The sequence below is a fragment of the Paenarthrobacter nitroguajacolicus genome (assembly GCF_051027655.1).
In the GTDB taxonomy this organism is placed as follows: Bacteria; Actinomycetota; Actinomycetes; order Actinomycetales; family Micrococcaceae; genus Arthrobacter; species Arthrobacter nitroguajacolicus.
The window spans coordinates 991,131-1,012,181 of record NZ_CP073234.1 but is presented as its reverse complement, the minus strand read 5'-3'; the positions used below and the strand labels follow the sequence as shown (position 1 = coordinate 1,012,181).

17 protein-coding genes and 1 tRNA gene are annotated in these 21,051 nt (G+C 62.6%); 14 read left to right on the top strand and 4 right to left on the bottom strand.

Translation table 11 applies throughout. The features are described from left to right. The first annotated feature begins 49 nt into the window (after positions 1-49). The 3 genes from KCX59_RS05120 to KCX59_RS05110 all read left to right on the top strand — a co-directional run bounded on the left by KCX59_RS05120 (position 50) and on the right by KCX59_RS05110 (position 3,275). A complete protein-coding gene (locus KCX59_RS05120; RefSeq protein ID WP_179019910.1) occupies positions 50-1,417 on the top strand; it encodes an MFS transporter in 1,368 nt (455 codons plus the stop codon). Between the two features lie 208 nt (positions 1,418-1,625). Continuing rightward, a complete protein-coding gene (locus KCX59_RS05115; protein WP_178996095.1) occupies positions 1,626-1,784 on the top strand; it encodes a hypothetical protein in 159 nt (52 codons plus the stop codon). A 216-nt stretch (positions 1,785-2,000) separates the two neighbouring features. Beyond that, positions 2,001-3,275: a Fic family protein gene (locus tag KCX59_RS05110; RefSeq protein WP_179019908.1), complete on the top strand. Its 1,275-nt coding sequence runs from the start codon at positions 2,001-2,003 to the stop codon at positions 3,273-3,275. A 189-nt stretch (positions 3,276-3,464) separates the two neighbouring features. On the opposite strand, the gene KCX59_RS05105 is transcribed toward KCX59_RS05110, so the two are convergent. Continuing rightward, positions 3,465-3,541: transfer RNA gene (locus tag KCX59_RS05105), tRNA-Thr, on the bottom strand. Positions 3,542-3,699: 158 nt separating this feature from the next. Further along, positions 3,700-4,578, bottom strand: a complete 879-nt coding sequence (locus tag KCX59_RS05100) for a DsbA family protein (RefSeq protein WP_091465549.1) — start codon at positions 4,576-4,578, stop codon at positions 3,700-3,702. A gap of 174 nt (positions 4,579-4,752) precedes the next feature. Here KCX59_RS05100 and KCX59_RS05095 point away from each other — a divergent pair, with 174 nt between their 5' ends. From KCX59_RS05095 to KCX59_RS05075, 5 genes are all read left to right on the top strand, one after another. Then, the gene (locus KCX59_RS05095; RefSeq protein ID WP_179019906.1) at positions 4,753-6,255 is read left to right on the top strand and encodes an alpha,alpha-trehalose-phosphate synthase (UDP-forming); all 1,503 of its coding nucleotides are present in this window, start codon (positions 4,753-4,755) and stop codon (positions 6,253-6,255) included. Beyond that, positions 6,245-7,042: a trehalose-phosphatase gene (otsB, locus tag KCX59_RS05090; protein WP_091465546.1), complete on the top strand. Its 798-nt coding sequence runs from the start codon at positions 6,245-6,247 to the stop codon at positions 7,040-7,042. The genes KCX59_RS05095 and otsB overlap by 11 nt, the downstream gene beginning before the upstream one ends. A gap of 206 nt (positions 7,043-7,248) precedes the next feature. Then, complete coding sequence (locus KCX59_RS05085; RefSeq protein ID WP_089593814.1) at positions 7,249-8,331, top strand: ABC transporter ATP-binding protein; 1,083 nt, start codon at positions 7,249-7,251, stop codon at positions 8,329-8,331. A gap of 106 nt (positions 8,332-8,437) precedes the next feature. Beyond that, a complete protein-coding gene (locus tag KCX59_RS05080) occupies positions 8,438-10,027 on the top strand; it encodes a beta-N-acetylhexosaminidase (protein WP_179019904.1) in 1,590 nt (529 codons plus the stop codon). Continuing rightward, positions 10,024-11,439, top strand: a complete 1,416-nt coding sequence (locus tag KCX59_RS05075) for a DUF4032 domain-containing protein (RefSeq protein WP_159708694.1) — start codon at positions 10,024-10,026, stop codon at positions 11,437-11,439. Before KCX59_RS05080 ends, KCX59_RS05075 begins: the two co-directional genes overlap by 4 nt. Here KCX59_RS05075 and KCX59_RS05070 read toward each other — a convergent pair whose 3' ends face one another. Together KCX59_RS05070 and KCX59_RS05065 are read right to left on the bottom strand one after the other, a co-directional pair. Then, a complete protein-coding gene (locus KCX59_RS05070; RefSeq protein WP_243836685.1) occupies positions 11,440-12,141 on the bottom strand; it encodes a GntR family transcriptional regulator in 702 nt (233 codons plus the stop codon). Positions 12,142-12,175: 34 nt separating this feature from the next. Further along, the gene (locus tag KCX59_RS05065) at positions 12,176-13,642 is read right to left on the bottom strand and encodes a chlorohydrolase family protein (RefSeq protein WP_179019902.1); all 1,467 of its coding nucleotides are present in this window, start codon (positions 13,640-13,642) and stop codon (positions 12,176-12,178) included. 142 nt (positions 13,643-13,784) lie between these two features. Here KCX59_RS05065 and KCX59_RS05060 point away from each other — a divergent pair, with 142 nt between their 5' ends. The 6 genes from KCX59_RS05060 to KCX59_RS05035 all read left to right on the top strand — a co-directional run bounded on the left by KCX59_RS05060 (position 13,785) and on the right by KCX59_RS05035 (position 21,027). Next, the gene (locus KCX59_RS05060; RefSeq protein WP_256871736.1) at positions 13,785-14,834 is read left to right on the top strand and encodes an ABC transporter permease; all 1,050 of its coding nucleotides are present in this window, start codon (positions 13,785-13,787) and stop codon (positions 14,832-14,834) included. A 45-nt stretch (positions 14,835-14,879) separates the two neighbouring features. Further along, positions 14,880-16,604 carry an ABC transporter substrate-binding protein gene (locus KCX59_RS05055; RefSeq protein ID WP_178996081.1) on the top strand — a complete coding sequence of 575 codons (1,725 nt, stop codon included), beginning with the start codon at positions 14,880-14,882 and terminating at the stop codon, positions 16,602-16,604. Positions 16,605-16,685: 81 nt separating this feature from the next. Then, on the top strand, positions 16,686-17,687 hold the full coding sequence (locus tag KCX59_RS05050; protein WP_178996079.1) for an ABC transporter permease: 1,002 nt from the start codon (positions 16,686-16,688) through the stop codon (positions 17,685-17,687). Further along, positions 17,684-18,730 carry an ABC transporter ATP-binding protein gene (locus KCX59_RS05045; protein WP_179019900.1) on the top strand — a complete coding sequence of 349 codons (1,047 nt, stop codon included), beginning with the start codon at positions 17,684-17,686 and terminating at the stop codon, positions 18,728-18,730. Before KCX59_RS05050 ends, KCX59_RS05045 begins: the two co-directional genes overlap by 4 nt. A gap of 8 nt (positions 18,731-18,738) precedes the next feature. After that, entirely contained in the window at positions 18,739-19,761 is a 1,023-nt protein-coding gene (locus KCX59_RS05040) for an ABC transporter ATP-binding protein (protein ID WP_179019898.1), read from the top strand. Positions 19,762-19,797: 36 nt separating this feature from the next. After that, complete coding sequence (locus tag KCX59_RS05035) at positions 19,798-21,027, top strand: amidohydrolase family protein (RefSeq protein WP_179019897.1); 1,230 nt, start codon at positions 19,798-19,800, stop codon at positions 21,025-21,027. Positions 21,028-21,051 lie beyond the last annotated feature (24 nt).

Here is a 21,051-nt window from a genome sequence, read left to right as displayed (position 1 = left end):
TCCTGCGGACCCACCGCGAAGATCCGGTACTCAAATGAGGAACGACATCATGCCCACCACCGTAGCCACCACAGATTCAGTCCCCCGATCCATACTCCGCCGAGTCGTGATTGCCAGCGGGCTTGGCACCTTACTGGAGTACTTCGACTACGCCAGCTACAGCTACCTCGCGACCACCATCGCCGTGGTCTTCTTTCCCCCGGAGGACCGGGTAGTTGCGCTCATGAGCACCTTTGCGGTGTTTGCACTTTCGTTCCTTGTTCGCCCACTCGGGGCCTTCGTTTGGGGCAGCCTTGGCGACAAAATCGGACGCAAGAGCATCCTCGCCACGACAATCATCCTCATGTCCGGGGCAACGTTCCTCATTGGCTTCATTCCAAGCTATGCCACCATCGGCGTCGCCGCACCGATCCTTCTTCTCCTGCTCCGAGTGACGCAGAGCTTCTCCGCCTCAGGCGAATACGCCGGCGCTGGCACTTTTGTTGCCGAGTACGCCCCTGCAGCCAAACGGGGCCTGCTCACCAGCGTGGTACCCATCGCCGCTGCCGCAGGGTTCCTGGTAGCTTCCCTCATGGCCACGGTCCTCTACGCCAGCACCTCACCGGAATTCATGCAGGAGTGGGGCTGGAGGATCCCGTTCCTGATCGCCGGCCCCCTCGGTATCGTTGGCCTCTGGCTGCGCATGCGACTCGAAGACACCCCGCAATTCCGCAGGGCGCTGGAACTCGAGAAGAAGCAGCTCAAGACAGCGGCCGACCAACTTCCGGCCACAAACCGCTGGTCAGAAACCCGCAAGAGCCTTCCGTCGATGTTCAAAGCACTGCTCGTTATGTCACTCAATGCCGGCGCCTACTACCTGCTGCTCAGTTACACGCCATCATTCCTGATAGAAGAAGCCGGGATGAGCGAAGCCACAGCGACGCTGGTGGTCACGATCGGACTCGTCGCGCACATCATTTTCATCCCCCTGGCGGCCCGCCTCTCCGACCGGATCGGCCGCAAACGGACCTTGATGATCTCGAGCATCGCCTTCATCGTGTTGAGCTACCCGATCATGACGCTGCTCTCCTTCGGAGGAGTGGTCCTCGCCTCCGCGGTCCTCATCGTGTCACTGATGTTCTTCGCCATGAACGATGCCGTCTTCCCTTCCTTCTTCACCGAGCTGTTCGGCACCCGCTCCCGCTACCTCGGGTTCGCACTGCCCTTCAACGTCGGAGCCATGCTCTTCGGCGGCGTCGCACCACTCATCGGCACCTGGCTGATCGCCACCACCGGCAACCCCAGCTCACCGGCATTCTTCCTGATGGGTATCGGAGTCCTCTCACTGGTTGGAATCCTCATGAGCGCAGAAACCGCACGCAAAGCACTCGCCGACGAGCAAGCTGAAGTAAGCAAGGCGCCGGTCGCCACGGTGTAGCGCCCCAACACCAAACGACTCGCCTTCAGAACCAAGCTCAGGGTCGGACAGCATTTCCGGAAATTGCTGTCCGACCCTCAGTGCAGATGCGAGCAGTAGTTACTCGCCCAGGCGAGCCTCCGCATCTAACGAGGCACGACTTCCCGGGTACAGCGGAATCGCTGGTCGTCTGCATAGCATTGGGCTCAACGACTATTGGGGGGTAGCAGTGAATTTAAGTCCGGCTTTCGGAATCATCGGGATCCTATACGCGGTCTTCGTTATCGCGGTGGCCGTCTTGGCCGTGTATGCCTTGGTCTTGTCCATCATCTTCTTGCGGCTGAGGATCGCAGAGTTGAAGAGGGCTGCAGGGACCGAGGACAGCTGACTCCCCTGCGAAACGGCAAGAACGCAGCGGCGCCTGGTTAGGATCTGGTAGCGGTCGACCAAGTCGCACAGCACGGCAGAGGTTAGGGAACGGGATGCGCTGGCCTGACCGAACCTGCTCACGCTTCCGAATTCGGGACCTTAGTCGTCCGGCATTGATATTCTCATTTCGCTACCCTTATGAGAAAATCAGTGTTCAGTCTTCTCAAAGGAAACCATGGCCTCCCAGACCCGACAGCCCCGCGGCATCCCTGCCGGCGGAGAATTCGCCGCCAGCGCGAACGCCGAACCGGGCATCTCCCTGACCACCGGTACTGGAGCGTGGCCGGCCGTCGGGTACGAGGAGCATCCCTGGGAAACCGACCCTGATCGTGGTGCCTCCCGACGGCAGCGCCTGCTGGCCCGCGGCCCCTACGAGTCCGCAGTCGCTCCCGAAATCGCCGCTTTGGACCCCATCATTGATTCCCGCACCCAGGCGCTGGCAGAGGCGGCAACGGTAGAGATGGTCCGCTTCGACGCCGAGCTGGGCCGGGACACCACACCGTTTGCGGCGTTGCTGCTGCGCAGCGAGTCGGCGTCCAGCTCCCAGATCGAGAACCTGACCGCCGGGGCACGCAAAATCGCATTAGCCCAGCTGGGTGACGCCTCCAGCAAGAACGCCTCGCTGATCGCCTCCAACGTCAGGGCTCTGCAGGCGGCGATCGACCTGTCCGAGGACCTGTCAGTGGAGAACATTGCAGTCATGCACCACGCCCTGCTGAACGCCTCAGACGAAAACATCGCCGGTGAGTACCGGGACGCCCAGAACTGGATCCGCGGCAACTCCCCGCACACGGCCGAGTTCGTCCCGCCTCACCCCGACCGGGTGATGCCGGCGGTCGAGGACCTGGTGGTCTTCATGCAGCGTGACGACATCCCGGCGCTGACCCAGGCGGCGATTGCGCACGCCCAGTTCGAGACCATCCACCCGTTCGCTGATGGAAACGGCCGCACCGGGCGGGCCATCGTCAGCGCGCTGCTAAGGGCAAAGGGCGTTACCGAAAACGTCACCGTGCCCGTGTCCTCAGGATTACTGACGGACACCCGCCTGTACTTTGACGCTCTGGGTGCCTACCGCGAAGGGGACATCCAGCCGATCGTGGAGCGCTTTGCGGAATCCGCTGTCCGCGCCGTCGACAACGGCCGGCAACTGGCGGCAGACATCAAGACGGTAGAAGCAAGCTACCGCGAACGCCTGGCCAGCGGCCCCTCGTCCGTCCGCAAAGTCCTGGACCTGATACCACGGGAGCCGGCACTGACCGCTGACATGGTCGCAGAACACACCGGGGCATCCCTGGCCACCGCATACCGCGCCGTGGAACGGCTGGAGGAAGCACGCGTCCTGGCATCCGCCGGCAAAATCCGCGGCACCCGTGTGTGGGTGGCTCCAGACATCATCGCAGCCCTGGATGCCTTCGCCGACCGGGCAGGACGCCGGAACAGGCACCACTAAGGCCGGAAACGCCCGATATTTTCAGGCTGCCCGTGGCCTTCACAGCATGCCGAAGCAATCGTGTCCATCACGTCTGGCCGACGAACCTAATGCTTAGGCTTCGGGCTTCTGGTTCGCGGTTACCTTGGCATGGAGTCTCGGGCACGAAAAACCCCTCCACCCCGGAAAAATCCGGGATGGAGGGGTTCGTGGAGCCCCCTGTCGGATTCGAACCGACGACCCCCGCTTTACAAGAGCGGTGCTCTGGCCAACTGAGCTAAGGAGGCACGCTCCGGTTACCCGAAGCAAAGCGCAAAAGAGCGCTAGATAAGGTTAGCCCAGACCATCCCCGTCAACGAAATTCACCGCCCAACACCGCCACCACGCAACAGCGGCCAGCCTCCCGCAAGGGTGACCAGCCGCCGTCGTGATTTTTCAAAAGGGGTTAGCCCTTGGCGCCAATTGCTGTCTGGATCTCGGCGTTGAGGTCGGACCTGCCGTCCCACTGCTTGCCATCGATGAACACGGTGGGCGTACCGGTGACGCCGATTGCTGCAGCTTCCTGCGTGGCGACCTTCACCCACGGACGGAACTGCTTGCTGTCGATGCAGGAGTCGATGTTTGCCGCACCAATTTCGGTGGCCATTTTTTTGAGGTCGTTGTCGGAGATGCCTGCTCCGCCTTCAGCCGGCTGGCGTTCGAAGAGCAGGTTGAAAAATTCCGCGTACTTCTCCGGGGAAGAGTTGACTACGCAGGCAGCAGCGTTGGCTGCGCGTGACGAGTAGTTGGTGGTGGACTGGCGGTCCAGGAAGCCGAGGGCGCGGTACTCGACGGAAATCTTGCCTTCGTTGCGAAGGTTCGTGAGTGACTCGCCGTAAGCGGTCTCGAACTGCTTGCAGACCGGGCAGATGAAGTCGATGTAGGCAACAACCTTGACGGGCTTGCCGGCCTCGGCCTCGCCACCCGGTACGGTCACCGTAGCCGGCTTGGTAGCAAGAGGAGCCGGCACATCTGCCACGTTGACGGAGGCGGGTTCGGACTTCACAACTTCCGTGTTGGCAAGCAGCGTGATGCCGCCATGAACGTTGCCGTTGGCCGGTGTTGGCCCCTGGTCAGCCACGGGTGCGTTGTTCTGAGCGTTACCGATAACAACAAAAGCAACCAAAGCGATGATGACCACCACGGCCACCACGATGCCCCAGCCGACAAGGAGCTTGTTGCGCTTCTCCTTCTTCAGCTGTTCTTCGCGGATTGCACGCGCTTTCTCCCGCGCCTGGGCGGTCTTTTCGGCCTTGGACAGGCGTGGTTCGTTTGCGGGGCTCATCAGTTCCTCGGGGTATTCGACGTCAAGTGCATAGCTAGGGCAACGGGGTCAGTTTACGGGAGCAAACTTGAGCTTTGCCCCACACCTCGCGGCCCGGTAGTTGAACGATCAACTGCCGTGGAAGATTCCGCTAGTAGGCTGGGAGTTGAGTCACAGCAACCCCAGGGAGCGTTAATGCAGGATTTGGCAAGCGAAAAACTCGCTAACGAACAAAGCGCCAAGGCTTCTCCAACCAAGAAGCCCACGGCGAGCACGTTCGATTTCATGGTGGTTTCCAACCGGCTGCCCGTGGACCGGTGCAGCAGCGACGGTAACGACGACGGCGGAGATGGCTGGCGTCGTTCGCCCGGCGGCCTGGTCACAGCTCTCGCCCCGATGATGACAAAGTCCGACGGCGCGTGGGTGGGTTGGCATGGCGCCCCGGATGAGACTGTGCGTCCGTTCAGCCACGAAGGCATGGACCTGGTTCCGGTTCAGCTCAGCAGCCACGAAGTGGAGCTGTACTACGAAGGTTTCTCCAACGCGACCATTTGGCCGCTTTACCACGATGTCATCGCACCGCCCGAGTTCCACCGTACGTGGTGGGATTCCTACCGCCAGGTCAACAAGAAATTCGCCGACGCCATCATTCGCCACGCGGCCGAACGCGCCACCGTGTGGGTCCAGGACTACCAGCTCCAGCTGGTTCCGCGAATGCTCCGCGAGGCCCGGCCGGACCTGAAGATCGGCTTCTTCAACCACATCCCCTTCCCTCCCCCGGAGATTTTCGCTCAGCTCCCGTGGCGCCGGGAAATCATTGACGGCTTGCTGGGCGCTGACCTTCTGGGCTTCCAGCGCCCCAGCGACGCAGGCAATTTCATGCGCTCTGCACGCCGGTTCCTGGGTGCCAGCGTCAAGCAGCAGCAGGTTCACGTGAAAGGCCCGGATGGCGAAGTCACCCACATTGCCCGTGCGCAGGCCTTCCCCATCTCCATCGACGTTGACCAGATCCGCGAGCTCGCGGCCAGACCGGACATCATCGAGCGGGCAAAGCAGATCCGTAAGGACCTGGGCGATCCCAAGACCATTCTGTTGGGTGTTGACCGACTGGATTACACCAAGGGAATCGGCCACCGTCTGAAGGCTTTCGAGGAACTCCTCCGCGAAGGCAGCATCAAGGTGGAAGATGCAACCCTCATCCAAGTGGCGAGCCCCAGCCGTGAACGCGTGGAGCAGTACAGGCTGCTGCGCGAGGAGATCGAAGGCACGGTTGGCCACATCAACGGCACCTACGACACCATCCAGAACACGGCAGTCCGCTACCTGCACCACAGCTATCCGGTGGAGGAAATGGTGGCGCTGTACCTCGCGGCGGATGTCATGCTCGTAACCGCCCTGCGCGATGGCATGAACCTGGTGGCAAAGGAGTATGTCACCGCCCGCTCGGAAGACGACGGCGCCTTGGTGCTCAGCGAGTTCGCCGGTGCCGCCGACCAACTCAAGCAAGCACTCCTGATCAACCCGCACGACATTGACGGACTCAAGTCGGCCATCCTGCGTGCCGTGAACCTCCCGCCTAAGGAGGCCCGCCGCCGCATGAAGCTGATGCGCAAGCAGATCCTGGACCACGATGTGGATCATTGGTCAGCCGAGTTCCTGGCTGCGTTGGAGGAAAAGGTGGTGCGTGATGACAGCTGAAAACCTCACCCTGTCACCGGAACTGTTGGACGCCGTCCGACGCATTTCCGGCACGGAGCACCTCCTGGTTGCCCTTGACTTCGACGGTACGTTGTCCCCTCTCGTCGACCACGCGGAGGACGCACGCCCCCTGCCCCGGTCCGCCGCTGCGCTGGAGGCCCTGGCAAAACTGCCACGCACGACGACGGCACTCATCTCGGGCCGCGCACTGGACAGTTTGCGGCTGGTCGCCTCGCCTCCGGTGGATACGCTGCTGATCGGCAGCCATGGCGCCGAGGTCTGGCTGGGTGAGGGTTCTTTGGGCCTGGAACTGGACGAAGATCAGCGGCTGAAGCTTGCCGCGGTTCGTGAGGTTCTGGCGGAAATCGTGAACATCGCTCCGGGGACGTTGCTCGAGGACAAGCCTGCCGGCGTCGTCCTCCACACGAGGATGGCCGACGACGACGTTGCCGAAGACGCCGTCGAGGCCGCCATGCGGGTGCTCCGCGAGCATCCGGGGGTCTACCTGAAGACCGGCAAGCGTGTGTTGGAGACCTCGGTAGTCCACGCATCCAAGGGTGAGGCCGTGGAGTTTCTCCGTCAGGCGACGGGTGCTACAGCCATCCTGTTTGCCGGTGACGACGTCACGGATGAGGATGCGCTGGGCCGGCTGATGGGTGACGACGTCGGCATCAAAGTGGGCCTGGACTTCACCCAGGCGCAGTACCGGGTGGAAGCGCCGGTGCACGTGGCGGAGTTGCTGGAAGCCTTGCTGCGGGAACGCCGGCGGGTGACCGCGGAGGCTTAGCGAGTGACCAGCACAACATGTGACGTTTGTAACATTTAGGTAGTTCGTCCAAAAGTCTGACATACTCTTGGATGTGATGTGACGCACAGTACCGTGCGACGTCACACGATCCTCCCCGGCCATCGGCCGGGGAGTTCAACTGAAGAAAATGAACCATTCACAACGGATCGTCCGGCACGTACCTGCCGGTGAAGGGATTGATAACTGTGGCTACAGTTACTTTTGATAACGCTACGCGTCTGTACCCGGGCACGGATAAGCCCGCCGTCGATAAGCTCAACATCGACATCGCCGATGGCGAATTCCTGGTCCTCGTTGGACCCTCCGGTTGCGGTAAGTCCACCTCGCTGCGCATGCTCGCAGGCCTTGAGGACGTCAACGCCGGCCGCATTCTGATCGGCGATCGCGACGTCACGGACGTACCGCCGAAGGACCGCGACATCGCAATGGTCTTCCAGAACTACGCCCTGTACCCGCACATGACCGTTGCGGACAACATGGGCTTCGCACTGAAGATTGCCGGCGTCTCCAAGGAAGAGCGCGCCGAGCGTGTCCGCGAAGCCGCCAAGCTTCTTGACCTTGAGGCTTACCTGGACCGCAAGCCGAAGGCACTCTCCGGTGGTCAGCGCCAGCGTGTTGCCATGGGCCGTGCGATTGTCCGTAACCCGCAGGTCTTCCTCATGGATGAGCCGCTTTCCAACCTTGACGCCAAGCTCCGCGTCCAGACCCGTACGCAGATCGCATCCCTGACCCGCCGTCTCGGTGTCACCACCGTTTACGTGACGCACGACCAGGTCGAAGCAATGACCATGGGTGACCGCGTTGCAGTCCTCAAGGATGGTCTTCTGCAGCAGGTTGACACCCCGCGCAACCTTTACGACCGCCCGCAGAACGTCTTCGTTGCAGGCTTCATCGGCTCCCCGGCCATGAACCTGCTTGAACTGCCTGTAGTGGACGGCGGCGTCCAGTTCGGTGGAACGGTTTACCCCGTGCCACGCAACATCCTCGAAGAAGCTCACGGCCAGACCGTCACGGTGGGTTCCCGTCCGGAAGACCTTGAGACCGTCGGCAACGGCGAAGGCCTCCAGGTTGAGGTTGACGTCGTCGAAGAACTCGGCGCTGACGCTTACGTCTACGGCCACACCATCCTGGATGGCAAGAGCCACGACATCGTTGCCCGCGTCGACGGTCGTCGCCCCCCGATGAAGGGCGAGTCCATCTTCGTTCGTCCGCAGTCCGGCCACGTGCACCTGTTCGACACCAAGACCGGCCTCCGCCTGGGCGACTAGTCCCCACCGCGGCGCTGACGCGTCTGTACGTTCCGCATTTAGATAGCGGCCCGACCCCTCCCGGTCGGGCCGCTCTCGCGTTAACCTTTCTCCCGGAAAGAACGGCATGAACACCACAGATAACCTGATCCCCCGTCCATCGCACGTCGCGCATGTAGACGGGTCGGCCTTCACACTTGCCCCTGCCGCGCGGATCGCCGCCAACGGCTCAGCGGTGCCGGTCGCCGAGCAGCTCGCCTCGCTGCTGCGCGGCGCCACGGGTTTCGAATTGCCCATCGTTGAGGACACCCGCCCCGGCGACATCTCCCTCGAGTTGACGGACACGTTCGACGGCGGCCCGGAAGCTTATGCGCTAAGCGTCACCGTAGGTGGGGCCGGGCTCACGGCCTCTACTGCCGCTGGACTCTTCAACGGAGTGCAGACGCTCCGTCAGTTGTTCCCAGCCACCATTGAGGGTTCCAACCCGGGTGTTGGCACTTGGGTGATTCCCGCCGTCGAGATTGCGGACGCCCCGCGATTCGCGTACCGCGGGCTAATGCTGGACGTCGCCCGCAGCTTCTTCACCGTGGAGGAGGTGAAAGAGCAGATCGACGTCATGACGCAGTTCAAGCTGAACACCCTTCATTTGCACCTCACGGACGACCAAGCCTGGCGCATCGAAATTCACGATCCCGGGTCCGCGGGCAACCCGTCCGGGCTGCCTTACGCCAATCTGACCGCGATCGGCGGCCAAGGCGCTGTAGAGGTGCCCACGGCGAGGCCGGCGAGGGGGCGCGAAGGGTTTTACACGCAGCAGGACTTCAAGGACATCCAGGCCTATGCCGCGAGCAAGAACGTCCTCGTGGTACCCGAGATCGACCTCCCGGGACACGTCAATGCTGCCCTCGCCGCCATTCCGCAGCTCAACCCTGACGGCCAAGCCAAGCCCATGAGCACTACGGCGGAGGTGGGCTGGTCGACTCTCACCTCGGATTTGCCGGCAACGTATGAGTTCGTCCGGGAAGTCCTCGGCCAGCTCGCGGCCATCACGGTCGGCCCGTACCTCCACATTGGTGGCGATGAAGCCTTGGTGACCGGTCATGAGAACTACGTGACCATGGTTCAGGAGTTTGCCAGGATTGCCGCCGGGACCGGCAAAACGGTGGTCGGCTGGAACGAGTATTCCGCCGGCGCCCTTCCCCATGGCGCTGTGATCCAGTTCTGGCACGGCGACCTCGCTCCGGTTGTCCAACAGGCGGAGTCCGGCGGTTCACCCGTGATCATGTCGCCGGCCGCCAATACGTACCTGGACCAAAAGTACGCGCCCGACTCGCCAGTTGGACTCGAGTGGGTGGAAGGCGGACCGTTCACCTGGGCGGAGTACTACAACTGGGATCCTGCCCAAGGCGGGCTGAAAGATCATCAGATCCTTGGCGTCGAAGGTCCCCTGTGGACTGAAACAGTCCGTGACAACCAGCAAGCCCAGTGGCTCCTTTACCCGAGGGCGATTTCCCTGGCCGAGGTTGCCTGGTCCGGTCAGGAAGTCCGCAACGCGGGTGACTTCCGACGCCGCTTGGGCGCCTTGGGCGAGCGGCTCGCCAGCCAGGGAGTCGCCTTCCAGGAGGCACCCGACGTCGAATGGTCCGCGACGTCGAACTGGCCGTTTCCGGACGCGACGCCGTCCTTCCCTTCCAAGTACGGAACAATTGAGGCATGAGCGAGCAAAACGAAGCCCAGTGGCACGACGAACCCACCGACTACGGGCAGATCGGCAAGCTCCCCAGGACCGAGGCCGCCAGTGCGCAGGACACCGCGCCGCCCGCGAGTGTCATCGGTTCCCTTAACATCACTGCAGCTGCTGCGGATCCGGAATTGCTGGACCTCCCGTGGCATATTGCCTTGGAAGACTGGCCCGCCGAAAACCTGGCCGCGCTCCCCCGCGGTATCTCCCGGCACATCGTCCGCTTCGCGCACTTGGGTGGCTCGGTGATCGCCATCAAGGAAACGTCGGAGCACGTTGCCCGCCACGAGTACCACATGCTGCGGAAGCTGGCCCGACTGGACGTTCCCTGTGTTGAGCCCGTGGCCGTCATTACGGGCAGGACCACCGCGGACGGCAGGCCGCTGAACCCCGTACTGGTCACACGGCACCTGAAGTTCTCCATGCCGTACCGCGCACTGTTCTCACAGATGCTCCGCAAAGACACCCTGACTCGGCTGATCGACGCCCAGGCACTGTTGCTGGTGCGCTTGCACCTTGTGGGCTTCTACTGGGGCGACGTTTCGCTCTCCAACACATTGTTCCGCCGTGATGCCGGCGCCTTCGCCGCGTATTTGGTGGATGCCGAGACGGGCGAGCTCTACCCGGACCTCTCCATGGGCCAACGCGAATACGACCTCGAAATCGCCCGCGTGAACATCGCCGGCGAACTGATGGACCTGCTGGACGGCGGGCTCATCGAGGAAAAAGTGGATCCCGTAGCCACCAGTGAGCTGATCATGGACAGCTACCGCCGGCTCTGGACTGAGCTGACGGAGAAAGAGTCCTTCGAGCTTGGTGAACGGTGGCGCGTGGCCGCCCGCATCAGGCGCCTCAACGAGCTCGGCTTCGACGTGGAGGAGTACGCCATCAAGACCACGGCGGATGGCTCCACCATCCAGCTCCAGCCGAAAGTTGTCGACGCCGGCCACCACCAGCGGCGGCTGCTTCGCCTTACCGGTCTGGACGCCCAGGAGAACCAGGCCCGCCGGCTCCTCAACGACATGGACCAGTTCCGGGCGGACAACAACCCGGACCTGGACGAGGAAATCAGCGCCCATATCTGGGTCAGCCAGATCTTCGAGCCCATTGTGCGTTCCATTCCCCGGCACTTGGCCGGGAAACTTGAGCCCGCGGAAGTGGTGCACGAGGTCCTGGAGCACCGCTGGTACATGAGCCAGAAGCAGGACAGGTACGTCCCGTTGGCTGAGACCGTCCAGTCCTACTTGGACACGGTGCTGCAACACCGCCGTGACGAAGCTGCCATCATGCTGAACCCGGACACGGAACTGCTCAAGATCCTTGAGGTAGAGGTGGAGGAATCCGGCCGGTACGACGACGAGGAAGAGTACCCGGACGCAGACGACTAGCTACGGCTCCAGCGTCTCGGCGAGGCCGGCCAGGACTGGTTCGCGGCCCAGCTCAATGTGCGAGTACGCCAGCGAGTAGGCCAGATCCGGCTTACCCTTCAGGATCGCGTTGCAAAGTTCCGTGTGCTCATCGCGTTGGAGTTCGTTGCTGCGGTTGTGGGCCAGCCCGAAGATCCAGCGCATCCTTCCGAACAGCGGCTTCACGGACTCAATCAGCAGCCTGTTCCCGGATAGGCGAACGATTTCGGCGTGGAGCTCGGCGCTGATCAGGGCGACGTCGTCGGTGCGTTCGTCGTCGATCGCTGCCTTGGAGGCCTCCATAAGTTCTTCCAACCGCCCGCCGTCGCGTCCTTCGGCTACACGCGTGGCGGCCATCCGCGCGGCGAATGTCTCCAGGCAGAGACGGACGTCGAAGAGTTCGTTGACATCGGTCAGGGTCAGTTGGCGCACCACGGCACCGCGGCGCGGGAAGGTTGCAACGAAGCCGTCCTGCTCCAGGCGTTGAATGGCTTCGCGCACGGGAATACGGGAGACGTTGTAAAGCTCCGAAAGTTCGCGTTCCCGCAACCGCATACCTTGCGCATACGTGCCCGTGACGATGCCCTCCAACACCAGTTGGTAGACGTTCTCCGCGCGGGCCTCTTCGTCGCGGCCATTTCCGGTTTCCGGCATCGCCTCAGCCACTGTCGAACTTCCCTTCATGCCAGTGTCCGCTCCATGTGCCGGACGGCGCCGGTCAGCGTTCCAACCGAGCATACACGGGAGGAAACAGCTCATCCGCCGCACGGTTCCGGGCGTCCCTGACGGTGTAGGCGTTGCGCATCTTATCGAAGAGCTCCTGCCCTTTTGCGCGCCAGTAGTCCAGGTCCACTCCCTCGATCACACCGTTGGCCATGATGGTCCTGCCTGCCACCACTGAGAGCACGGCCTGGCGGGCAGTGCCGTTCAGGATCAGGGTCCGGAGCGGGTCGTCGTGGACGCCGTCCCGGATGTCTCCCAGTGAGAAGGCCACGAGATCTGCTTGGGCACCGGGTTCGAGGCGTCCAAGGTCAGGACGCCGCAGTGCGTGCGCTCCTCCCAGGGTGGCGGCGTCGAAATATCCGGCGACGTCGCCGGCGTCATTGGTCCCGGCCATGATCTTGGCGAGCTGGACGCCGGCATCAATGCCGCGGATCAGGTCCGGCGGGAACGAGTCCGTACCCAAGGAGATGTTGATGCCTGCCGCCTTGTAGGCGTCGAAGGAATCCAGCGTGCTGCCATAACGCATGGAAGTCAAAGGGCAGTGAATGATGCTGGCACCGCTGGCCGCCAGTCGGGTGAGGTCGCCGCGGTCCTCGCCGTGGACCGCAGGATTTCGGTCCGTGTAGGTGGCGTGCGGGATCAGCAGGCGTTTGTTGAGCATCCCTACTTCTTCCAAAAGCTCCAAGGGTGTCACTCCGTGCCAGTCAAGGATGAGCTCGCGCTCCACGAGGCCCTGGAGTGAGTGCAGACGCACCAGGATGTCCCGCTCGCTGGACGCTGCTGCGGTGGCCTTAAGCAGCTCGATGTCCAGCGTCTCGATCCTGCACGGTAGCAGGACTCCGTTGACCAACGGGTCATCGAGTTCCGTTGCGTGGTCAATGAAGCGCAAGGCATCGGCCAGCCCCTCCCGCCCGCGGTCGTCGTCGAACATCACTGAACGTTCGTCGTTCTCCGACACGACGTTGACTCCCGAGCGGTACGCCGAGCCCAGGTAGCCGCGCAGGCCCAGGCGTCGGCTGGACTCAGCCATGCCCACGAGTTCTTCGAATGGTTCAGCCCACTCGGAGTGAACTTCCGATGCGATGGGCATGTACGTGGTAATGCCGTGCAGAATCAGCTGGATCAGGGCGTACTCGCGAAGCTGCTGGCGTTCTTCGGCGGTGAAGACGTCAGCGCGGCGGTAACGGAAATAGTCCTCGGACCACTGGTGACCCTTGGCCTGCTCCGGACCTGCCCAACTGTCCAGGATGAGGTGGTCAATGTCCGTGAGGGCATCGAGGTCGATCAGGCCGGGCATGAGCAAGGCATCGCCAAGATCGCGTTCCTCGTCCACCTGACCTGTGTAGTCATTCCCCACGTAGTCAATGGTGTGGCCGCTGTAAACCACGCACGCGTTTTCCAGCAGCACGTGGCGTCCGTTGTGATGGCCCAGCACGTAGCGGGCGGTGACCTTGGTAGGCACGGCGACTCCTGTTTCCTGTCCGCCAAGGACAGCTCGTAATACTCTCTGGTATTCCAAACAGTACATTATTTGTGATTTACATCGCATCAATCCTGCTCTAGTCTATTTTGGTATACAAGAACTCCGGAGCCAGCTCCTGATCATGAAACGAGCAGAACCGTTGACCCAGATACAGTCCGTCGAACCAAGCATCGGCAGCCCGCCGCTCCCTCCGGCAACGTCGCCGGAGGCCAACGCACCTGCCGAAGCACGTTCCCTCCTCGCCACGGCCTGGATGAGGATCCGGCGCAGCAAAATCGCGCTCCTCAGCCTGTGCGTGGTGGTTGCCATCCTGCTGTTCGCCATCCTGGCTCCCGTCCTCAGCGCCATGTCCGGCAACGACCCCTACACGTCCAACACCAGTCCCGAGGTACTGGATGACTTCCAAACCCCCGGGTTGCCGCTCCCCGGCTATATGTATCCCTCGGCCCAGCACTGGTTGGGCGTCGAGCCAGGGTTGGGACGCGACCTGTTCGCCAGGCTCGCCTACGGCGGACAAGTGTCGCTCACCATCGCGCTACTCTCCACGGTGGTTTCAGTGGTCCTCGGAACTGTCCTTGGCGCGGCAGCCGGCTACTTCGGCGGTAAGACGGACGCCATCATCAGCCGCATCATGGACTTGTTCCTGGCCTTCCCGCACCTTCTCCTGGTGCTCTCCCTGACACCCATCCTTCAGTCACGGCTAAGGGACACGCCGCTGGGCGAAGGCAGCTTCCTGCCCATGGCCTCCCTGGTGATCATCCTGGGCTTCTTCGGATGGGCGTACCTCGCCAGAATCGTCCGAGGCCAGGTGCTGAGCCTCCGCGAGCGCGAGTTCGTCGAAGCAGCCCGATCATTCGGCGCCTCACACCTGAGCATTCTCTTCCGCCAGATCATCCCCAACGTCATGGGAGTGGTCCTGGTGTACGCCACCATGCTGATCCCCACCAACATCTCGGCCGAGGCAGCCCTGTCCTTCCTGGGCGTCGGCGTCAAGGACCCCACACCGTCGTGGGGCCAGATGCTCAACGCCGCGCAGTCCGGCAACTGGTACCTCAGCGATCCGTGGTTCCTCGCAGTCCCCGGCATCATGCTCGTCATCACCGTCCTGGCCTTCAACCTTCTGGGCGACGCCGTCCGGGATGCCCTGGACCCTAAAGCTTCGCGCCACTAACACTCATCCCCCGCATCGCCTTTCACCCCCCTCACAAGGAGCATCATGAAAACCCCTGCAAGAGCTCTGGCACTTTCGGTGTTGATCGCCATGGCCGCTACCGGCTGTGGAGCCGGCCAAAGCCAGCCAAGCAGTTCCAAGCCCGCCGGTTCGGTCACGGAACTGGCGCCCAACGTGGTCAAGTCCGGCTTCACTGCCAAGGGCGGCAACATCAACGTGCTGATGTCTTCCGATTTCCAGACTCTGGACCCCGGAAACAGCAACTACGTTCAGACGGCAAATGTTGGCCAGCTGTACTACCGCACCCTGACCATGGCCAAGGAAACGGCGGGCCAGCCGCCAACAGTGGTCCCGGACCTCGCAACGGACACCGGCAAGGTCTCCGACGACGGCCTCAGCTGGACCTTCACCCTCAAGGAAGGCGTGAAGTTCGAGGACGGAACACCCATCACCTCGGCGGACATCAAGTACGGCGTGGAGCGCACCTTCGCGCAGGATGTCTTCACCCAGGCGCCGCAAGAGTTGAACGCAGCGCTCGACGCCGGCGGGTACAAGGGGCCGTACAAGGATCCTTCCGCTGTGCTCAAGGCCGTTGAAACGCCTGATGAGCGCACCGTGGTCTTCCATCTGAAAAAACCGTTCGCCGAGTTCCCGGCGTTGGCATCCCGGTCCAATACCGCTCCTGTCCCGAAGGCCAAGGACACCAAGCTGGACTACACCAACCACCCGGTGTCCTCAGGACCGTACATGGTGGAGTCCTACAACCGTGGCAAGTCCCTGAAACTGGTTCGCAACCCGCACTGGGATCCCGCGACGGACCCCAACCGCTCGGCACTCCCGGACACGTTCAGCTTCTCGCTTTCCACCTCGCAGGCCACCATCAGCCAGCAACTCCTGGCCGACTCGGACCCCAACGCCATCACCCTTGACTCCAATGGCGCGCTCCAAACCTCGGACTCCGCCAAGCTGGCTGATGCCCAGGTGAAAGACCGGGTGGCTTCGGGTCTTCTGGGATGCAACGACGTCCTGAGTTTGAACACGGAGAAAATCAAGGACCCGGATGTCCGCAAGGCGATCGCTTTGGCTCTGGACCGCCAGTCCATCCTGGTTCAGTACGGTGGACGACGCTTCGGTGAAATCACCCAGAGCCCGCTGAATGCCAAGATGCGCGGTTATGTGGAGACCGAGCTCGAACTGGACCCCACGGGTAAGCCCAAATTAGAAGAAGCCAAGAAGCTCCTGGAAGGCAAGGACTTCCCCAAGACCCTGACGTACGGCTACGCCAACAACCGCGATGCGTTCAAGAACACCGGCACGGTTGTCCAGCAGAACCTCAAGGCCCTGGGCATCGAGGTTGAGCTGGTACCGATCCCGGCACCCAACTACTACTCCGTCCTGGCCAGCGAGCAACTGCCGGACATGGGGCGTTCCGGCTGGTGCGGCGGTGCCGACCCGGCGTCAGTCCGCACCTCCGCGGACCCCCTGCTGGGACCGAACAATGAAGGCACCAGCTACGGCTTCTCCAACACGTCCCGCTACTTCGATCCCGTAGTTTCCAAGGCCATGTTCGATCTCCGCAATACGGACGGCACCTCCGAGGAACTGGGCAAGAAATGGTCCGAGGCGTTCGGCTCAGCCCTGAAGACCTACCCAATCGTCCCGCTCATCCGCAGCCACACCAACAGCGTGGTGGGTTCCAACGTCCGCAACGCCCAGGTGGGCTACTTCTTCGGCGGCATCGATCTCTCGATCGTCGGCGTCGAGCAATAACCGGGCTTCGAAAACTATTCGGGCATAGTCCAGAAGGAGAAGCGGGCCGCCTGCCTCAGCGGGCGGCCCGCAACCACCACCATGATGACTTTCATTCTTCGCCGGACCGGTTCGTTGGTCCTGCTTCTCGCCGCGGTCAGCTTTATTACCTTCACGCTTTTCCAGCTCGGCCCCTCTGATCCCGCAGCCGCCGCGTGCGGTCAGGAGTGCACACCCGAGCGCGTGGCCGAGGCCCGTGTTGCTTTGGGCATGGACCAACCTTTCTTCGTCCAGTACGCCGATTACATCCGCGGGCTCTTTTCTTCGCGAATGATCGGCGCCCCGGGTGCGCAGACTCTTTGCGAATGGCCGTGCCTCGGAAAGTCCTTCCAAACCAATGAGAACGTAGCCGACATCATCGGCCGTTCACTCCCTTACACCTTCTCCATGGCCATCGGCGCGCTGGTGCTGTGGACCATTACCGGCGTCGGGCTTGGCCTTCTGGCCGCCCTCCGCAAGGGCTCTCCCGTGGATAAGTTCATTGTGGGCGCCGCCTCCGTGGGCGTTTCACTGCCGATCCCCGTCACGGGCCTGTTCCTGCTGCTCCTGTTCGTCAATCAACTACACTTGTTGCCCTTCACCACCAACGAGATCAACAGCCCGTTCGGCCCGCAAGGTCCGGGAGCCTGGGTGGCCAACTACCTGCTGCCCTGGATTGCGTTGGCCGTGCTTTTCAGTGCCTCCTACATCCGTGTCACCCGGACCAACATGATCGAGACGTTCGGCGAGGACTTCATCCGGACGGCCCGCGCCAAGGGCCTGGCACCACGGATGGTCACGTTCAAGCACGGCGTACGGGCCGGCATCACACCGGTTGTGACCATGCTCGGCATGGACATCGGCTTGTTGCTGGGCGGCGCGGTCCTCACGGAACAGATCTTCTCCGTCCCCGGCCTGGGCTTCACGGCCGTGCATGCCGCCATTTCCGGCGACCTTCCCGTCACCATGGCCATCACCATGCTGGCTGCGTTCTTCGTCATCGTGGCCAACGTCGTGGTGGACCTCGCCTACGCCGCCATCGATCCCCGAGTGAGGCTCCAATGACCCATGTGAACACCACCACTCAGCAGGCGGGCGGCCTCGCCACCGCCCCCTTCCTGGAGGTCCGCGACCTTAGCGTGAAGTTCCCTACGGACGACGGTGTTGTCTCCGCAGTGAACGGGATGGACTTCTCCCTTGAGCGCGGTCAGACCCTTGGCATTGTGGGCGAGTCCGGTTCCGGAAAATCCGTCACCAGCCAAGCGCTGATGGGCCTGCTCAAGGGCACCTCGGCGCAGGTGAGTGGCCAGGCGATGTTCCAAGGCAAGGACCTTGTCACCCTGCCCGAGTCCGCGATGCGCCCGCTCCGCGGCCGCAACATCGGCATGATCTTCCAGGATCCGCTCTCGGCGCTGCACCCCTTCTACACTGTGGGTCACCAGATCGCCGAGGCGTACTTGGTCCACAACAAGGCGAGCAAGAAGCAGGCCCGGGCGACCGCCGTCGACATGCTGGGGAGGGTGGGTATCCCGAGCCCTGACCAGCGCTACGACGAGTACCCCCACCACTTCTCCGGTGGCATGCGCCAGCGTGCCATGATCGCGATGGCGCTGATCTGCGAACCTGAGCTCTTGATCGCGGACGAACCAACCACGGCGCTGGACGTCACAGTTCAGGCGCAGATCCTGGACCTCATGTCCGAGCTCCAAGAGGAAACAAACTCGGCGTTGATCCTCATCACGCACGACCTCGGTGTGGTTGCCGAGGTCTGCGACAACGTGTTGGTCATGTACGGCGGGCAATGCGTCGAGTCCGGGCCGGTGGACGGGATCTTCTACGACACCCAGCACCCCTACACACTGGGCCTGCTCAACTCCATGCCCACGCTCAACAGCGCATCGAGCCAGCTGAACCCCATACCCGGCCAGCCGCCGTCGCTCCTTGACCTCCCCAAGGGCTGCATCTTCAGCGCAAGATGCCAGTACACAGAACTCACCGGCGACGGCATCTGCGCCAACCAGCGGCCTGAACTGCTGGTGGAGGACGGGCACGGCAAACGCTGCCATCTGAGCGGCCCGCAGATCATCACCATTCGGAATTCGCGTTAGGACCGGCCATGGAACATCAGCCAATTCTTCAGGTGGAGAACCTGCAAAAGCACTTCCTGCTGAAGGGCGGCCTGCTTCCGGGCGCCGCCAAACGCTCTGTCAAAGCGGTCGACGGCGTATCGTTCAGTCTCGCCCGAGGCCAGACTTTGGGACTCGTAGGTGAGTCCGGATGCGGTAAATCGACCACTGGCCGTATGGTAGCCCGCCTCATGGACCCGACGGGCGGCCGGATTCTGGTGGACGGCGAGGACATCAGCCAACTTCGCGGCAAGGATCTGTACAACTTCCGGCGCAAGGTCCAGATGATCTTCCAGGACCCCTTCGCGTCCCTGAATCCGCGGCAGACAGTGGGTACAGCTATCGCCGCTCCCATGGTGGCGCAGAGGATCAATCCGCCAGGTGGCCTCAAGAACCGGGTGAAGGAACTCCTGGACCAAGTGGGGCTCAAGCCGGAGCACTACAACCGTTTCCCGCATGAGTTCTCCGGGGGCCAGCGTCAGCGCGTGGGTATCGCCCGGGCGATTTCCCTGAGTCCGTCAGTGATTGTGTGCGACGAACCAGTGTCCGCTTTGGACGTCTCAGTGCAGGCACAGGTGGTGAACCTGATGCAGCAGATCCAGCGCGACACCGGCGTTTCCTACATCTTCATCGCGCACGACCTCTCTGTGGTCCGGCACATCTCCCACGAAGTCGCGGTGATGTACCTGGGCAAGGTCGTCGAGCAGGGGCCTCGGGACGCTTTGTTCAGCGATCCTTTGCATCCGTACACCAAGGCATTGCTCTCGGCAGTACCCCTTCCGGATCCCCGGGCAGCCCGTGAACAGGTGAAGATCCGGCTTCGTGGCGACCTCCCCTCGCCGGCCAACCCACCCAGCGGCTGCGTCTTCCGGACACGGTGCCCGCTCATTGGCACGCTTCCCGAAGAGCAGCGCCAACGCTGCATCGACCAGATCCCCACACCCGCCAAGCCCGAGGCGCCTGCCTGCCACCACACAGCTATGGCCGCAACGGTCCTGGCGGGCGTGCAATAGAAGCAGGCAATAGATTCACTATCAAAGGAGTAACCATTGAATACCCTGATCCGCGCCGTCCGCCCCTGGGGGCAAGCGCTCAGCGACGTCACCCTTGTCGCGGGCGAAGCAGGCGGCAAGATCACCGCCGTCGAACCTCATGATCCAGCCCGCGTGGTTCCGGGTGGCGTTACGGTGGTGGAAGGCCGCGGACGTTTGCTGCTCCCGTCATTCTCGGACGTCCACGTTCACCTTGATTCCACCCGGATCGGCCTTCCGTTCCGTGAGCACACCGGAGGTCCGGGTGTGTGGACCATGATGATGAACGACCGGCAAAACTGGCGCAACGCTGAGGTCCCGTTGCAGGATCGCGTGAACGACACCCTGGGCCGGATGATCGCCCGTGGTACTACCCGGGTCCGCTCCTACGCGCAGGTTGACGTGGACTGCAGGCTGGAGCGTTTCGACGCCGTTGCTGCCGCCAAGGAAAAATTCGCCGGCCAGACCTCCGTGGACATCATCGCTTTCCCCCAGGCCGGGTTGTTGCTGGAGGAAGGGACGGTGGAACTCATGGAGGAGGCGCTGAAAGCCGGCGCCAACGTGATGGGTGGCATCGATCCCTGCACGCTGGACCGCGATCCGGCGAAGCACCTGGACATCGTGTTTGGGCTGGCAGAGAAGTATCAGGTTCCCATCGACATCCACCTCCACGAGCCCGGCGAATTGGGTGTTTTTAGCACAGATCTGGTCCTCGAGCGCACCCGGGCGCTAGGCATGCAGGGGAAGGTGACCATGTCCCATGCATACCAATTGGGCAGCGTCAACGAGGCCACTACGCGTAGGCTCATTGAGGCCTTCGCGGAACTGGACGTGTCCTTGGCTTCGGTTGCTCCGTCTGCTGCAGGCCAACTGCCCATTCCCTTGCTCACCGAAGCCGGCGTTCGTTTGGGGTTGGGCGAGGATGGCCAACGTGACTACTGGTCCCCTTACGGCAACACGGACATGCTGGACCGCACCTGGCAGCTCGCCTTCACGCACGGTTTCCGCAAGGACGAGCTGATCGAGCACTGCCTGGCCATCGCCACCATCGGTGGTGCGAGCATCCTTGACCCCCGCGCAACCAGGCTGAAGGACACGGCCCATCGTCCCGGCGTCGAGGTTGGCGATCCCGCGGAACTGTTGCTGGTGGACGGCGAAACGGTGGCTTCCACGGTGATGGACCGAGGAAGGGACCGCACTGTGATCCACGCCGGAAGGGTTGTGGCGGACCAGCTGGAACTGGTCTAGCTCCCTCGGAACCCGCTCTTGTCC

Excerpts from the sequence above, each read along its gene's own strand:
- KCX59_RS05060 (WP_256871736.1), top strand. The coding sequence starts at position 13,785 with ATGAAACGAGCAGAACCGTTGACCCAGATACAGTCCGTCGAACCAAGC.
- KCX59_RS05050 (WP_178996079.1), top strand. The coding sequence starts at position 16,686 with ATGATGACTTTCATTCTTCGCCGGACCGGTTCGTTGGTCCTGCTTCTC.
- KCX59_RS05120 (WP_179019910.1), top strand. The coding sequence starts at position 50 with ATGCCCACCACCGTAGCCACCACAGATTCAGTCCCCCGATCCATACTC.
- otsB (WP_091465546.1), top strand. The coding sequence starts at position 6,245 with ATGACAGCTGAAAACCTCACCCTGTCACCGGAACTGTTGGACGCCGTC.
- KCX59_RS05080 (WP_179019904.1), top strand. The coding sequence starts at position 8,438 with ATGAACACCACAGATAACCTGATCCCCCGTCCATCGCACGTCGCGCAT.
- KCX59_RS05055 (WP_178996081.1), top strand. The coding sequence starts at position 14,880 with ATGAAAACCCCTGCAAGAGCTCTGGCACTTTCGGTGTTGATCGCCATG.
- KCX59_RS05045 (WP_179019900.1), top strand. The coding sequence starts at position 17,684 with ATGACCCATGTGAACACCACCACTCAGCAGGCGGGCGGCCTCGCCACC.
- KCX59_RS05040 (WP_179019898.1), top strand. The coding sequence starts at position 18,739 with ATGGAACATCAGCCAATTCTTCAGGTGGAGAACCTGCAAAAGCACTTC.
- KCX59_RS05075 (WP_159708694.1), top strand. The coding sequence starts at position 10,024 with ATGAGCGAGCAAAACGAAGCCCAGTGGCACGACGAACCCACCGACTAC.
- KCX59_RS05070 (WP_243836685.1), bottom strand. The coding sequence starts at position 12,141 with ATGAAGGGAAGTTCGACAGTGGCTGAGGCGATGCCGGAAACCGGAAAT.
- KCX59_RS05110 (WP_179019908.1), top strand. The coding sequence starts at position 2,001 with ATGGCCTCCCAGACCCGACAGCCCCGCGGCATCCCTGCCGGCGGAGAA.
- KCX59_RS05100 (WP_091465549.1), bottom strand. The coding sequence starts at position 4,578 with ATGAGCCCCGCAAACGAACCACGCCTGTCCAAGGCCGAAAAGACCGCC.
- KCX59_RS05095 (WP_179019906.1), top strand. The coding sequence starts at position 4,753 with ATGCAGGATTTGGCAAGCGAAAAACTCGCTAACGAACAAAGCGCCAAG.